Annotated in this window: 13 protein-coding genes and 1 pseudogene; 5 read left to right on the top strand and 9 right to left on the bottom strand. The window is 34.0% G+C overall.

The features are described from left to right. Window positions 1–151: 151 nt before the first annotated feature. Both KA858_RS06465 and KA858_RS06460 read right to left on the bottom strand, forming a co-directional pair. A complete protein-coding gene (locus KA858_RS06465; protein WP_210135279.1) occupies window positions 152–2,359 on the bottom strand; it encodes a cation:proton antiporter domain-containing protein in 2,208 nt (735 codons plus the stop codon). A 317-nt stretch (window positions 2,360–2,676) separates the two neighbouring features. Then, window positions 2,677–4,077, bottom strand: coding sequence for an amino acid permease (locus KA858_RS06460; protein WP_210135278.1), 1,401 nt, complete (start codon window positions 4,075–4,077; stop codon window positions 2,677–2,679). A gap of 309 nt (window positions 4,078–4,386) precedes the next feature. Here KA858_RS06460 and KA858_RS06455 point away from each other — a divergent pair, with 309 nt between their 5' ends. Continuing rightward, the gene (locus KA858_RS06455) at window positions 4,387–5,205 is read left to right on the top strand and encodes a metallophosphoesterase (protein ID WP_193838995.1); all 819 of its coding nucleotides are present in this window, start codon (window positions 4,387–4,389) and stop codon (window positions 5,203–5,205) included. Window positions 5,206–5,267: 62 nt separating this feature from the next. Here the strand turns inward: KA858_RS06455 and KA858_RS06450 are convergent, their stop codons facing one another. Further along, entirely contained in the window at window positions 5,268–5,879 is a 612-nt protein-coding gene (locus KA858_RS06450; protein WP_075109331.1) for a C39 family peptidase, read from the bottom strand. A 140-nt stretch (window positions 5,880–6,019) separates the two neighbouring features. Here KA858_RS06450 and KA858_RS06445 point away from each other — a divergent pair, with 140 nt between their 5' ends. Next, window positions 6,020–6,499: a GyrI-like domain-containing protein gene (locus KA858_RS06445; protein ID WP_210135277.1), complete on the top strand. Its 480-nt coding sequence runs from the start codon at window positions 6,020–6,022 to the stop codon at window positions 6,497–6,499. Between the two features lie 327 nt (window positions 6,500–6,826). Here the strand turns inward: KA858_RS06445 and KA858_RS06440 are convergent, their stop codons facing one another. From KA858_RS06440 to KA858_RS06420, 5 genes are all read right to left on the bottom strand, one after another. Then, window positions 6,827–7,582, bottom strand: coding sequence for a class I SAM-dependent methyltransferase (locus KA858_RS06440; protein WP_348634754.1), 756 nt, complete (start codon window positions 7,580–7,582; stop codon window positions 6,827–6,829). 20 nt (window positions 7,583–7,602) lie between these two features. Beyond that, window positions 7,603–8,271 carry an iron-sulfur cluster repair di-iron protein ScdA gene (gene scdA, locus KA858_RS06435; protein ID WP_210135275.1) on the bottom strand — a complete coding sequence of 223 codons (669 nt, stop codon included), beginning with the start codon at window positions 8,269–8,271 and terminating at the stop codon, window positions 7,603–7,605. A gap of 209 nt (window positions 8,272–8,480) precedes the next feature. Next, on the bottom strand, window positions 8,481–9,680 hold the full coding sequence (locus KA858_RS06430) for a putative multidrug effflux MFS transporter TcaB (protein ID WP_075109327.1): 1,200 nt from the start codon (window positions 9,678–9,680) through the stop codon (window positions 8,481–8,483). A 235-nt stretch (window positions 9,681–9,915) separates the two neighbouring features. After that, window positions 9,916–10,716 carry a hypothetical protein gene (locus KA858_RS06425; RefSeq protein WP_193838999.1) on the bottom strand — a complete coding sequence of 267 codons (801 nt, stop codon included), beginning with the start codon at window positions 10,714–10,716 and terminating at the stop codon, window positions 9,916–9,918. A gap of 17 nt (window positions 10,717–10,733) precedes the next feature. Further along, window positions 10,734–11,879 (bottom strand): glycerate kinase, encoded by a 1,146-nt coding sequence (locus KA858_RS06420; RefSeq protein WP_210135274.1) that lies wholly within the window; start codon window positions 11,877–11,879, stop codon window positions 10,734–10,736. A gap of 138 nt (window positions 11,880–12,017) precedes the next feature. On the opposite strand from KA858_RS06420, the gene KA858_RS06415 reads away from it, so the two are divergent. The 3 genes from KA858_RS06415 (at window position 12,018) to KA858_RS06405 (ending at window position 14,991) form a co-directional block, all read left to right on the top strand. Next, window positions 12,018–13,490, top strand: coding sequence for a hypothetical protein (locus KA858_RS06415; RefSeq protein ID WP_210135273.1), 1,473 nt, complete (start codon window positions 12,018–12,020; stop codon window positions 13,488–13,490). 27 nt (window positions 13,491–13,517) lie between these two features. Next, window positions 13,518–13,898 carry a GtrA family protein gene (locus KA858_RS06410; protein WP_053028717.1) on the top strand — a complete coding sequence of 127 codons (381 nt, stop codon included), beginning with the start codon at window positions 13,518–13,520 and terminating at the stop codon, window positions 13,896–13,898. 211 nt (window positions 13,899–14,109) lie between these two features. Continuing rightward, on the top strand, window positions 14,110–14,991 hold the full coding sequence (locus tag KA858_RS06405) for a cation diffusion facilitator family transporter (protein ID WP_210135272.1): 882 nt from the start codon (window positions 14,110–14,112) through the stop codon (window positions 14,989–14,991). 233 nt (window positions 14,992–15,224) lie between these two features. Here KA858_RS06405 and KA858_RS06400 read toward each other — a convergent pair. Then, a pseudogene (locus KA858_RS06400) lies at window positions 15,225–15,649 on the bottom strand (transposase); the annotation flags it as partial. Window positions 15,650–15,877: the final 228 nt, after the last annotated feature.

Genomic DNA, 15,877 nt, shown 5'->3' with positions numbered 1-15,877 from the left:
ACAGAATTCTTTTAAATTCGTCGTCCCACCCCCGCAAGGATGACTAGAACTGAGAAAAGCTTGATTTAAGCGCCTTCTCAGTTCAGTCAGCTACTGCGAATTTGCAAAATAGCTTCATTATATTATTTTTGTCCCGGACTCTTTACTAGTTTTAATGTGCATTGCTCGCTTCGTGTGCTAAAACAATCTCATTATAGTTAATATTTTCTCTCAATTGGGTTGCAACTTCATTCGTTACTTTATTTCGAGAAATCAATTCATCTAAAATGGTACGTTGGATATATAATGCTTCAAGTTTTGCATCATGTTGTTGAAGGGTTGTAAGTTCATACGTTTCTTTATTTTCTGCTCTTTGTTGCTTTCTATTTTTATTGTGACGTAGTGTACGTGATAAGTTGTGATATTGGTTAATAATTAAACTAACTTCTAATACGTTTGAACTGTTTTGTTCTTCACGCATTTTCATAATGACATTGTGGTTTACGACACGCATTAATTGTTGAACTTTATTAAAGCTATTTGCAAATGCTTCTCTTTGAACCTTTTTAGCATTTTTTGCTTTTTCACGTTCTACTTTATACGCTTCACGTTTCGCTTTAATATCCATTTTATTCTGTTCTGTCGTTGCTTGATGTTCTTCTTTTAGTAATGCACGATTTTCTTTATGAATACGGTGTGCTTCTTTTCTGGATTCTTTTCGAGCTTTAAAGCGTAACCCAATCAATTTAAAGAAGCGGTTTATCTTTCTTAATATCGACATTTCTCGATAAGATTGACTAAATTCCATAATATTGCGGTAGTCTGTTAAATCTTTTTTAGTAATTCTTTCTTTCTCGATTAAACGTTCTAACGTTCTTGTTTCTTCTTCTTCAGCGATTTCTTGCAGTCGTCGTAATTCCTTCGTATTTTTATTATCTGGTTCCATGTTGATTAAGAATGATAATTCATTAAAATATTGGTTTAATATTGGTCGATAATCCATCTGCTTTCCTTCTGAGTTTTTCGTCTTAAAGGCATCAAGAACGTGTTGAACCATAAATATTTTGGCTGATTGATAGGACATACCTTTAAATTCTGACATTTGTTCAGAAGGTGTGATCAGTGGTAGCACCACTTGGGCGAGAATTAAGCTTGTTAAGACCATAAAGGAAGCGATAAACAATAAGTCATTACGATATATAAATTCTTGATTACCATCCATCATATACGGAAGTGTGAGCGCCATAGATAATGAAATGGTACCGTGTATGCCACACATCGTCATGATGAAGGCATAATGCTTCCGTTTCGGTGGCCCAGTATCTTCTTCATCATCTAGGTAGGATTGAACGTTGTTTGGATAGTAAAAATCTTTAAATAACATATACACCCAAATAAATCTAAACACGTAAATGGCAAGTGCAATTAATAAAGCAGTTGTAATTAGGAATACAATGTTCTGCGGTTCGTCATGAATAATTTCCATTACGACTTCGGGAACAATATAACCTAAAACAACAAAGACGAAACCATTTAAAGCATAACTAAGCGTGTTCCATATTTGGTTATAGTTCATCTGTAATTCTGTTTGGGCACGAATTAAACGATCACGTTCTAAACCGTGGATTAAACCTGCAACAACAACGGCAATAATTCCAGATGCATGAAGTTCTTCGCCAATAAAATAAACAGCAAAAGGCGTGAGTAATTGAATAAACGTTAACGTATTACTGTCTTTCATGCCTTTGTTGGTCGTTAGATATACTCTTAATGTCACAACTAACGCACCAACGATGATACCAATCAATACACCTAAAATCGTTGAAACAATAAATTGACCTATCGCATCAAATGCTGAAAAACTACCCGTTACAAGTGCGGTAACTGCAATTTTGAATGAGATAATACCTGCAGCGTCATTAAGTAATGATTCACCTTCAAGAATGGACATGGATCCTTTTGGTAAAATTTTCCCCTTCGTGATTGCAGAAACTGCGACAGCATCTGTTGGGCAAAGAATGGCAGCAATTGCAAAAGCTGCAGGCATTGGTAAATCAGCCCAAATCCAATGAATAAAGAAACCAACGCCGATAACTGTAGCAAACACAAGCGCCATAGCCATTAAAATAATCGGTTTACGATATTCAAGTAACTTTGTTCTTGAAATATGTGTACCTTCCACAAATAGTAGTGGAGCGATGACTGCCATCATAAATACTTCCGATTCAAATTCAAAATGCATCGGAATGGGCAATACGAATAAGCAGACACCTAAGGCAATTTGAATAAATGCAGTGGGAATTTTAGGGAACCTATTATAAATAATAGAACTAATAATCACTGCGAATATAAATAATAAAAATGCTTCTAATAGCTCCATGAATAACTCCTTTAATAAATTGAATAATCATAGTTTACCATGTGATAGGATAAGCTACCAAAAAATGGAAGGCGATTTGATAAATAGTAAATGATTTAGTGTAAGTATTTTTTTGTATACCATATTTAAGATTGTTATAAACGGACTTTGATAATGAGGCTGTGAGCATAGGTTAACCGATAGGGATTAAGTTGAAGGAAATTAGTATCATTCTATATGGCGTTTTGAAATTATAAAAGTGGAAGACAATGCATTTTAGGATGCATTGTTCCACTTTAGTTGTTTATTGATATGGATGATTGATGGTTGAGTTTTCATTAGTAATTGATTGAATTACGACCTTGACTACGTGTTCGTTCTGCTAAATCTTCTGCATTTGATTTATATTTTTTATAGAAGATGAACAAGAAGATAAACCATATTGGTGAAATGAAAATTGCTGCTCTAGTGTCTTCACTAAAGAATAACAGTACAAACACAAATGCAAAGAATGCAAGTACGACGTAGGCACTTTTTAATCCACCAAAAAGTTTGAATTTATTTTTATGGTGTTCTTCTGGATTTTTCTTCACAAAAATAATATAAGAAATAATAATCATCGCCCATACTACTAAAAATAGTACAGTTGAAAGTGTTGTTACATAGATAAATAGTTTGATAGCATCTGGGAAAATAAAGTTTAATAACGCAGCTGCTAATAATGTTCCAGATGATACTAACATAGATAAGTATGGCACACTGTTACCATTTGTTTTACTTAAAACTTTAGGTCCTAAACCTTGTTTAGCAAGCCCAAAGAGAATACGGCTGTTTGAGTAAATACCACTGTTTGTTGCTGATGCAGCTGCAGTTAGTACAACGAAGTTAACAAGTCCAGCAGCAAATGGTAAGCCGATTAAGCTAAACATGGTTACGAAAGGACTACTATTTGAATCGATTTTATTCCAAGGAATGACAGACATGATGACTAATAGTCCACCCACATAGAATAATAGAATACGGAGTGGCACGTTGTTGATCGCTTTAGGGATGACATTTCTAGGGTCTTTCGTTTCACCCGCTGTTACCCCGATAAGTTCTATACCAATAAATGAATATACTGCAATTTGGAATGCCATCAAGAAACCAAATGGCCCATTAGGGAATATACCACCATGATTGATCAAGTTACTAAATGAAGCGTGACCATAAGAGGTTTTGAATGAGAAGAATATCATGACTAAACCTACAATAATCATCGCTATGATAGTTATAATTTTAATAATTGAGAACCAGAATTCTAATTCACCGAATAATTTTGCACCTAACATGTTAAATGAGATTAACATTAGTACGATAAATAAAACGGTGATCCAATGTGGTACTTGAGGGAACCAGAAACTAAAATATTGTCCCATAGCTGTTAAATCTGACATGCTTGAAGCAATCCATGCAAGCCAATATGTCCATCCTATGACGAATCCTGCAAAAGGACCTATGTATTCGTTCGCAATATCTACAAATGAATTAAAGCGTGTATTACTTAATAATAATTCTCCAAGTGCGCGCATGAATGCGAACATAACCATGCCGATAATCATGTATGTTAATAAGAGAGAAGGCCCTGTTAAAGCAATTGTTTGACCTGAACCTAAGAATAATCCTGTACCAATTGCGCCCCCAATCGCAATTAATTGAATATGCCTGTTGCTTAGTTCTCTTTCCAATTGTCTAGCCATATACTTCCTCCTTAGAAAGCAGTGATGTGTTTTTAAATTTTAGTGTAAACGCTTTCTTTTATATGTAAAAAATTTGCTTTTAACAAAGTATTAAGTAAATCGCATTAATTGTTAAATATCAGATATTAAGTGAAAACAATAATAATTGTTCACAAATGATGTAACTTTGCTAAAAGGTATTTTTATTATACGCTTAATTTAATAAAATATAAACAAATTTCTGAAAATTTAATAAACAGATTTATTTATTATTCATAATAACTATGACATAATGATTTCAATTCATAACAAGTAAGAGGGACGACACGAATGAAGATAGGTGCAATTTCAGATTTACATATTGATCGACATCCTAAACTAGAGCCAAAGGTATATCTTGAAACACTTGTACAACTGGTTCAACAGAGGGATGTCGCATTACTATTAATTGCCGGAGATGTGTCTAATCATTTTCAGCAGAGTTATCAATTTATTCAAGATTTAAAAGCAAAATGTGGTATTCCAGTCTTATTTGTGCCAGGGAACCATGATTATTGGACTTCTGAAGCCTCGTTAACGTCATCAGAAATTTATAATTTCTATGTGGATAAGCCAGAATGTTTAATTGGAAAACCGTATATTATAAATGAGAATTGGGCAGTTGTTGGGCATACGGCTTGGTATGATTATCGGTATGCGGATGACAAATTTGATTTGGAACGCATCCAAAGAGGGAAGTATTACGGTGCAACATGGCAAGATAAAGTGAAAATCGACTGGGATATTGAAGATAGAGCATTATCAAAGCAGGCTGCTAACCAAATTCAACATGACTTAGAACATGTAAAGGATAAACAGATTATTCTAATGACGCATATTGTGACGCATCCACAATTTGTTGTACCAACGCCACATCGTATTTTTGATTTCTTTAATGCATATATAGGTACGAAAGACGTTGATGCGTTTTATCAGACGTATCCTATTCGTTATAGCATTATGGGGCACGTACATTTTCGAAAGACGTTGTCCGAAGCAGGGATTACTTATATTTGTCCTTGTTTAGGGTATCAACGACAATGGCGAACAACTGATCTTATGGAAGAGCTCGATGCGTCGTTAGTCACATTTGATGTGCGTGATGCATAAAAAATCAGTGAGGTTGAGATACAATTAACATTGACTCAATCTCACTTAAATAGTGGCCTATATTACACTTGAAGATAAATACATGTACGACCAGGTGCATTAAAGCTACGTTCTAATTTTTGCTTAGCAATTTTGATGACTTGAAAGCGATTAGGCACAATGGCAGGAAAGATAAAGTGTTTAAATAAGTGACTCCATAAAGGATCAATATAATAGTAGAATTGATCATCATATCCGATTAATAGTGTGATATGAATGTTGGACACTAATTCTTTCTTATGATCATCGAATTTGAAATATTTGCGGAAAGGTTTACGACCTAAATTAGTATGATACATTATAACTGGTTGGCCAGAATCGATGACAGCTTCTAGTGATGACAAATCAGTACCTGTACCGTCTACAATTCGATCGTCAATCGTTTGTAAATAAGGTACATAAGCATCAGGAAAGATTGTTTGATGATGACCAAATTTGACGAGTAAATGATGACCAACATATCCTTTATAGGGATTATTAGGATGCTTAGGCCAATGATTCATGATTTCAGTAGCTTTAATATTATGATTGTTATATTGAAGTAACATTGCTGCTGAAACACCTTCACATCCCATTACCATTGGAATTGGAAATAGTTGGCTAATTGGTTTAATTGGTAGTATCGTTCTTTTCATCATGATTCTCCTCAAAGACAGTCTCTATTGATGTCCATCATTTAGTTTAAGTAAATTTATTATATACCTTAGTCGTCACGGCGTATATCAATACGGATTGTGTGATGGTTTATTATTAATTAGAAAATGGGGGCATAGCAATGACAATCCAATACAGATTTGAACATTTAGGTGAGGTTCAACTTATAGGCGTTTTAAGAGCGTATACGACTGGTGAAGCAATGCAACAGGATATACCAGCATTTTGGCAAGAAATGAATGAAGCAGGCGTGGTCAAAGCCTTAACTCAATACAGTAATCAAATGTTAACTGGCTTATTAGGCGTCATCATACCACGTGAAAACAGTATAGATTATTTTATTGGCGTGCCTCATGATGATTTGAATAGCAATGATTCAGACTTCGAAGCAATCAAGTTAATGGCACACAACTATGTCGTTATTGATGCGAAGGGGCGTGTTCCTGAAGCAATTAAAGCAGTGATGCCAAAAATCTATACAGAATTATTGCCTCAAGCGGCATTTAAAACGATTCAAGCACCTATGTTTGAACATTATTTACCGGGAAATACTCAAAGCCCTGACTACATTACGGAAATATGGATGCCTATAAAAGAATAGACTAGAACTAAGAGAGGCTGGGACATAAATAATATAATAATGCTATTTAGCAAATTCGCAGTAGCTGACTGAACTGAGAAGGCGCTTTAACAAAGCTTTTCTCAGTTCTGGTCATCCTTGGGGTCGGGGCCCCAACACAAAAATCACGAAAGTGATTTTACAAACTAAGCAAGTTGGGGTTCGGGGCCCCAGCAAAGAGAATTTCATGAAGAAATTCTACAAGCAAAGCAAGCTGGGAGTGGACGACGAATTTAAAAGAATTCGGTCCCACTCCCCTTCTCAGTTCTAGTCATTTGTGCAACATAAGCCATGTAGGATTGTGTTGCTTTATTTTTTTACAGCATGAACGATATAATTCATATTCTTTTTGTGTCTTCGCATCGTTTTAAACATAGTGAAGAACATTTTACGGTTAGATGGTTTTAACGCGTTTTTAATGATGGTTAAGGTGCCAAGTAGGCCTTCATCACGCATCATACCTATTGGTGTCATTAACGTCAATGGACCAATTTGCGATTCGATATTTGAGAATCCGGCCTCTTGATAGAGTTGGTACCAGCTTTCAGGCGTTAAAGGTGTCACCTTCATATTAATAGCTTGACTCAATTCATTAATGACCGTTTCAGTATTTTGTCTATTGATAATTGCAATATCATGTGTAAGTATAACACCATTCGGCTTCAATACACGGTAATACTCTTTTAAGACCTTCTCTTTAATTGGGTAAGGTAACATCGTGAGCATTGCTTCATTAAGAATAATATCGAAGCTTTGATCTTCAAAGGGTAATTTCATTGCATTTGCTTGTGTTAAATGAATGAGCGACTCTAAATTGTGTTTCGCCACATTTCGTTTACCGTTTTCTAATGCGGTTTTATTTAAATCAACGCCTTCAATATGGCATTGATAAGTTCGTGCTAATTCAATGGAAGTTGTACACATATTACATGCGACTTCTAAGACACGTTTATCACTTGAAAAATGCCCTTTACTAATAAGCCAATTTGTCGCAAGCACACCACCCGGACGTAAACGCTTTTTACCTAATTGAGCTAAAAACGTATGGCCAGCTATTTTAGTCACCATAATCAACACTTCCTGTCTTAACTGAATTTGTTAAAGAGTACATGATTTTCTAGATGTACATGTTCATGGGTTTCACGCTCTAAATTCTCAAGACGGTTATAGACCAATCTCCAAGTTTGACAAGCTTCACTCGGCGGTTGATATTGGTTCGTTAATTCACGCATATCTTCTAATAATTGTCCTGTGTGCGTGTGATCATCAACCAAGCTTTGGATAATATCTGAAGCATGATCCACTTCTTCGCCACGAGAAAGTTTAATTAATGCAGGGAAGTCGTGTTCATCTTCTTGAGCCATATGCTCAAGCATACCATCACGATATTGACGATATAAGTCTTGTAATTGAAGTAAAAATGGATGGTTTGGCCCATGGACTTTTGCCACTTTGGTAACATAAGGAGATAAATTCTTAAATTCTTCACGCATTGTCTCGTGATAACGAGATTGTATATATTGTATAAGTGAAGGTGCATCAAGATATTTCACATTGATGTTTCCTTGATCATGTTTAGGAAGTGCATTAATTTCTTCTATTAATGTATCTGCATCTATTTTTTTATTTTTAACTGCTTCATTTATAGTGATGTTACCGCCACAACAAAAGTCGATACCATATTTTCTAAATATATCCGCACTTAATGGCATGTCTGTAACAATGTCTGCAACGATAGATTCATTTGTAATCATTGAAATTCCTCCTTTATTTATTTTCATTATAATCAATAAGAATGATTTTCAATTAGAAAAAATTGTATTGTCACCTATTTGTTGGAAAGTTATTGAAAAATTGTGAACAATTAGCGCGGATTTTTTGAATCAATTTATTTTCAAAAAAAGAGGAAGCGGACAACGAATTCGTAAAGAATGCTGTCTCACTTCCTGATTCTATTCAATGATTATGCTGGGTTACGATGATTTCTAAAGTAAATAACTTGGAGTGTAATTAATACAATTGCAGTTACGATAATGACAACCATGTATGGTGTTGCATCATATTGTCCTTTGAGTCCTACTATTGGAGAGATGATTCCGCCAAGAATGAATTGGAATAGTCCTAGTAAACTAGAAGCATTACCACTTCCACCTGTACGTTCCTCCATTGCCATAGAAAAACCAAGTGGCCCAATAGATGTGACAGGGCATACGTTTAAGAAAAATGCAATCAGTAAAATCCATAACGGACCATGCATTGATAATGTAATAACAATTAACACGACACCTATTACTTGTATTAACGTTAAGTAAATCATGAGTTTGAAACGATTAATATACTCGACTAAAAGTGCCACAATTTGGCTAACTATGATTAAGCCTACACCATTAATTGCTACCATTATACTGAATTGCTGAGGTGTCATATTGTATAGCTTTTGCGTTATGAATGGTGAAGCGGATGAAAAACTAAATAACATCACATACGTTAATCCTTGTAGCAACATTGGAATGATGAATCGTGGTTTCTTTAATAAACTTCCAAAATCTAAAAAGATTTCTTTAAAGTTTAACGATATATGTTCTGATTGATGTGTAGTAGGCATCGTCGTCACGACACCGATAAGCACAAGTAAACTTATAACGGTCAGAATGACAAAGACAATTCTCCATGAACCAAGTGTCAAAGATAGACCGCCTAGTAAAGGCATGATGATTGTAACAATACCATTAACGACCATCAGTGATGCTAGAAATTTAGCTAATAAATCACCTTGATATCTGTCTCCTGCAAAAGCCTTGGCTATAACTATAATGCCGCCTGCAGTAAAACCTTGGACAAATCGAATACATAAAAATAGCATTAAATTTGATGCAAAGATACCACTCAGTGTAGCTAGGAAGAAAACGCATAATATGATAAGACCCATTCTTTTACGGCCAAATGCATCAGATAATGGTCCGAATAAGAATTGACCTAATGCTAAACCTATCATTGCAAATGATAAGGTGAGTTGGATTTCAGATGTTGATGACCTAAATTGATGTTGTGCTTCAGGTAAAGCAGGAAGGTACATATCAATGATCATAGGTCCGAATGCAGTCATTACACCTAAGACAATAAGTAGCAATAGGGGTAATTTTGTATGTGTTGATGGTTGCATAATGTGTCTCCTTAAAAAGTTTGCAAATTACATTATATAGGTTTTTTGTGCATTTGTAATTTACAAAATAAAAAAGGAACGAGTTAGAATTCAATTTATCTTCTATCTCGTCCCTTACAACGGTACGCATATCTTAGAAAACATGCTTTATCTGTCTTCTCAATGTCGTCTACGATAACGTATTTGTAATGTAGATATAGCGTATTATGTTGTATGTGATTTGTTTATGGGTTTATCACTGTGCATTTGTATCACTTGAGTTACCAAGTATACTATTTAATTTCTCTTTAATTTCATCAAATTTTGTATTCACATCATTAAGTAAGTCATTTACTTTACTTTGACTTTCATTATTTTGTTGCGCGTTATTCGCTTCTTTCAATTTATTTACTTGATCTTGATAAAATTTAGTCAATTTAGAATCTTCGCCTGTTTGTTCACTATTTTTTAAACTATTAATATCATCTTGAATTTGTTTGATTCTTGAGTCTGTATCCACTTTGTCTTTAATGTCATTTTTGGCTTCTTCGACTTGTTGTTTAATGCTATCACTTTGATTTTCTACTTCGTTTTTATAGTCTTTAGATACTTGGTTGTCATTTGAAGTAGTATTCGTTTGTTGTTCATTACCACTATTGTGGTTAAATAGCGCTCTCGTCGCAAATATTGCTACGATAATAAGCAATATTGCAATAATAGCTATAAGCCATTTTTTGGATTTTTTATTTTTTTCATTTTCTTCTTCTAATTGTTGCTCACGTCTGAAGTCACGGTCATTATAATATCTGTTTCCATTGTCGTCATAGTCATCATTACGTCGCTCATAACGCGCTTGATGGTCATAGTCATCATGGTAGCGTTGGTCATCATTTTGATATCTAGAATCATCATCACGGTAACGTGCATTGCTACGATTGTACGCTTCTTGGCTTTCACGTCGCTCATGACGTGTACGTTCATCGGCACTTTGTCGATTACGCTTGCGATATTGTTCATCATATTTGTAAGAATCTTTATATTTATCTGTTCGTTTCATGCTAGTCACCTCATATTTCAAATAATTTGTTTCAGTAGTCGAGCAATATTTTCAGCAGTATGTGTCATGTTGCGCTTACCATTACTTAATAACGATGGTAATGCTTCTGGTTGTTCAATTAAACTAAATGCGCTATCTATACCATGATTGTAAACATCCTGATACCCTTCGCCAAGACTTCCACAAATAGCTATCACTGGAATATGATGTACTTTTGCTGCTTTTGCTACCCCAATGGGTGTCTTACCAAAGACAGTTTGCGCATCCATTTTACCTTCGCCAGTAATAACAAGGTCTGCGTCTTTTACTCTTCTCGAAAAGTCTGTTTCTTTTAACACAATGTCAATGCCTTTAGAAAGTGACGCATTGAAGAATGCAAGAATACCTGTACCCAATCCTCCGGCGGCACCAGCACCTGGAATGTCTTTAACATTTAGATTTAATTCTTGTTCTATCATATCATGATAGGTCGCTAGTGCGGAATCCAACTTTGGTATCATCTTAGCGTCAGCACCTTTTTGTGGACCGTAAACTTCAGTTGCGCCATTAGGTCCTAGTAATGGGTTTGTTACGTCACAAGCAACCTCAAATGTAACGTCCTTCAGTCTTTGATCTAAATTTGATATGTCTATATGTGCTAGCTCAGATAAATAACCACCACCTAATTGTAAAGGTTGGTGTTGCGCATCTAGAAACTGCGCACCTAATGCACATAACATACCGCTACCACCATCATTAGTAGCACTTCCACCAATGCCTAGAATAATTTTGCTAACATCGTGATTTAGTGCATCTAATATCATTTCGCCTACACCATAAGTTGATGTAATGAGTGGGTTACGTTCGTCTTTTGATAATAAATCTAATCCTGATGATGCAGCCATTTCAATAATGGCAATTTGATCATCATCCGAGCGGGCATATGACGCTTCAATACTTCTATGTAATGGATCGTGTACAGGAATCGTATAGGTTTTAGCATTAAGCGCTTCTTTTAATGCATCTGTTGTGCCTTCACCACCATCAGCCATTGGGATAATGTCATAGTGAATCGCATCATCAAATACCGCTTTAAAACCATCTTGAATGGCTAAACCAGCTTCTTTAGCTGACATACTCTCTTTAAATGAATCAGTAGCAATGACTATTTTTTTAAGATTCATCTTCGTAAACCTCCTAGTGTTGGTATAGTATAAAATAATATTTAAATGTATAATTGATAAAATAAGAATATAATATAATCGATTATGAGAGGTTGATTGTAATTTAAAATCAAACCTTCTGACATAAAGGAGTTCGACATGCATAGACTTAAACAACATGAATTTTACATCTGGATGATTGGATTAATCCTATTTTACGGATACTTAGGTTTCATTATCCCTTTACATAGTACGGATTGGTTTTGGGGGAGTACCCATGGCATACAGGTCGTTAGTAACGCGTTTGAAAATTTTAATGGACGGTACATTAGCAATATATTAGAATTCGCAAGTGTTCATTCTATAGTAATGCGGACCATGTCATTTGCACTTATTTCAATCTTTATCGTGTTACTGTTATTAAAGTTATTGAATCAACTAGGTAACACAAACATTTTAATTGTCATTATGGTTTTATTATTTATTATACCCAATTCTTTGTTTTCACAAAGCTATGGTAACTTTGAATTTTTTTATACGTATGTTTTTGGGTCATGTTTTTCACTATATCTATTAAGTTTTATATTGAAAGGATTACTTAAGGAAGAAGAATATAGCCGAATAGATGCGTTTATCTTTTGGGGAATATGTTTATTAGGACAGTGGTTTGCTGAACCTCTAACGTTTTATAATACTACAATATTATTGGTTGGCATCATTTACTATGCGATACGTTTCCATAAACTTGACTACAGTTTGGTGCTTGGATGGTTGTTATCATTATGTGGTGCAATGATCATGTTATTAAATGAAAAATATATTTATATTTATTCAAGTGTTGAGGCGTTAAGAGGGCACTTAGATATGTTAGGGTTGACTCACAAATATGAATCATCGCTTCTCAAAGATATTCCAAACAATTTGTTTTTTAATAATAATACAATTTTATCTTTAATCGTAATTATCATTATAATATTACTCTTAAGAAGTAGCACATTCTCAACGTGGTCTAAAAAGAAACAATTCAGTTTACAAATAGGCATGTGTGTATTACCTATCTATAAATTCGTTATATATGAACCTTTCAATGTGAAACAACTATCTGAAACACTCACGTTTGAAGTCATTCATATTGTATTGTGTCTGATGTTTATGGTGAGTATTGTCATATCATGCAAGCTCATCGTTCACTCACCATACAATCGATTGTTGGTAAATATGTCGCTGATTTCAATTCCACTAAGTGTATTACCAGTTGTATTAATTACTGAAGTTTCAGTTAGACAGTTTTATTTGGCTTATCTATTTAGTATGATAATACTCATTATTTTAATTTCAGAATTAAGCTTTTTGACTTTGAAACATTATAATATTCTAAAAAGTTGTATAATTATTTTTGCAATTGTAAATATGTTTATTTTCACTGATATACACTTTCGTAGTGAACAGAGACTAGAAGATGTGCACGCACAAATGAGTAACAATCAACGTCACATTAAATTATCACATTTGCCGTATGAAACGTATTTATTTGAAATGACACCAGCAGATGAAGCGGATGTAACTAACTTCAAAGAGTTTCATCACATTTCAGAGAAATATTCATTTAAAATATTGCCGTTTGAAGATTAAAGAGAATGACGACAAAGGAGAATCACGATGAAGTTGACTCAAACCCACTTAGAGATTATTAAATTTATAATTGTGGGGGGGATTAATACCCTTAATTATTATATTGTGTATCTTATATTATTAAAATTATGTCATGTGAATTATATGATCAGTCACATTGTTGGTTTCTTAGTGAGTTTTGTAATTTCTTACTATTTGAATTGTTATTTTGTTTATAAAGTAACGCCAACTTTAAAGAAATTTTTAAGCTTTCCTTTAACACAAGTCATTAATATGGGAATGCAAACACTCTTACTATATGTGTTTGTTAAGTGGTTTCAATTTCCGTCTGAAATCGCACCATTTGTTGGATTAATTATCACAATTCCAATTACGTTTATAGTTTCAAAATGGATTTTAAAAGATTAAAAAGAAGCTGTTATATTTAACAATTATAACAGTGACAGCGACAGACCATAAATTGAATGATTATTAGGGGTAACAACTTAATAAATATTTAGGTTTTGCGAAAAATTTAATTCGCTTAAATATATGGAATTTATAGAAATTAAAAAACGTTGTCAATCATCTTTCGATGGTACATACTATTGATATTAAAGTATTTAAGGTGGTAGACAACATGTCTCAAAGTGAAAATCTTAAATTAGCGCAAAGAGGTGCTTATTTAAGTTTAGTAGTTTATATCATTCTATCTGTTTCTAAATATATAACAGGCTTTGTATTTGATTCAGCAGCAGTTAGAGCAGACGCTTTGAATAATATGACAGACATTATTGTATCTATTGCTGTCATTGTTGGATTGAAAATTTCAATTAAGCCAGCAGATAAAAATCATCCTTATGGTCATTTGAAATCTGAAAATATCTCTACACTATTAGTATCATTTATTATTATGTTTGTGGGTATTCAAGTTGTGATTGAAAATGTACCTCGAATATTTACGAATGAACATCATACACCAAATGTCATTACAATTTTTGTGAGTTTAATCAGTGGACTTATTATGATTGGTGTCTTTGCAATCAATCATAGACTGGCTCAGAAGACCAAGAGTAGCTCATTAAATTCCGCGGCAAAAGATAATTTGTCAGATGGTCTTGTTAGTATAGGGACTGCGATTGGTTTAGTATTTACCCAATTCGGATTTTCTATCGTCGATGTCATATTAGCGACGGTTTTAGGACTTTTAATTATTTATACAGGTTTTAGTATTTTTAAGGAGTCCATATTTGCACTGAGTGATGGTTTCAATGAGCAAGATCTTGAAGAATACCGTAATGTTGTTTTAGAAGTAGAAGACGTTAAAGACGTGAATAATCTTAAGGGGCGCTATCATGGCAGTAGCATCTTTTTAGATGTAACAATTGTAGTTGATGCACATTTATCACTACAACAGGCACATGACATTTGTGATAAAGTAGAAAATCACTTACATAGTAAAGGCATTTCTTCCGTGTACGTTCATCCCGAACCAGACACGTTAAATCAAATGATTGATTAGAACGAGATTAATGATGATTAGGGGAGCGAGACAGAATTCTTTTAAATTCGTCGTCCACTCCCAGCTTGCTTTGCTTGTAGAATTTCTTGATGAAATTCTCTTTGCTGGGGCCCGACTCCCAACTTGCTTTGCTTGTAGAATTTCTTAGTGAAATTCTCTTTGTTGGGGCCCCGCCCGCAAGGATGACTAGGTTTGAAAAAAGTTTGACCTAAGCGCATTTTTAAATCAGTCAGCTACAGCCAAAATAATAAATTAAGAGTCCAGGACATAAAGTTCTTGGATAAGTGAATAAAGACAATTTCTATTGAAATAATATAGAAATTGTCTTTTTTATAAATTTTTTGATTATTTTCAGCTCGTTGAGCTACTACTTTTCTTATATTAAGTGCCATTAATACAAAACCAAGTTCTCTTTTGACTTTATTGAGTCCTCGGACAGACATCCGAGTGAAACCCAAAATAGCCTTCATAAATCCAAAAACAGGCTTCACATCAATTTTTCTTTGACTGTAGATGGCTTTTGTTTTTGGTTCTGAAAGCTTTTTGCTAATTTGGGATTTAAAATATTCCCAGTTATAATTCTTCATTATTTTTTGTTTGTTTTTGAATTGAAGTTCATACTTTGGTGTTTCAGAGAACATTCTGAACAATCATCACAAATATCATTTATATGTCGTGAAGGTAGAGTAAGTTGAGTCATGTTATAATTTTTATACATAAGGCACCTCGTTAATTTAGTTTAGTGATGTTTACTAAATTATACGAAAGTGCTTTATTTTTTAAAGCATTACAATGTAAAATTACATATAAATACAAAGTATTTTGGCGAGACTCTTGCGTTGATTATTAATGAACATAAGTGCTAGGGCACTTATGTAAGAAATTC

This window comes from Staphylococcus sp. GDX8P80P, assembly GCF_017893095.1.
In the GTDB taxonomy this organism is placed as follows: Bacteria; Bacillota; Bacilli; order Staphylococcales; family Staphylococcaceae; genus Staphylococcus; species Staphylococcus borealis.
The sequence above is the reverse complement of the archived record's forward strand: the minus strand, read 5'-3'. Positions and strand labels throughout refer to the sequence as shown.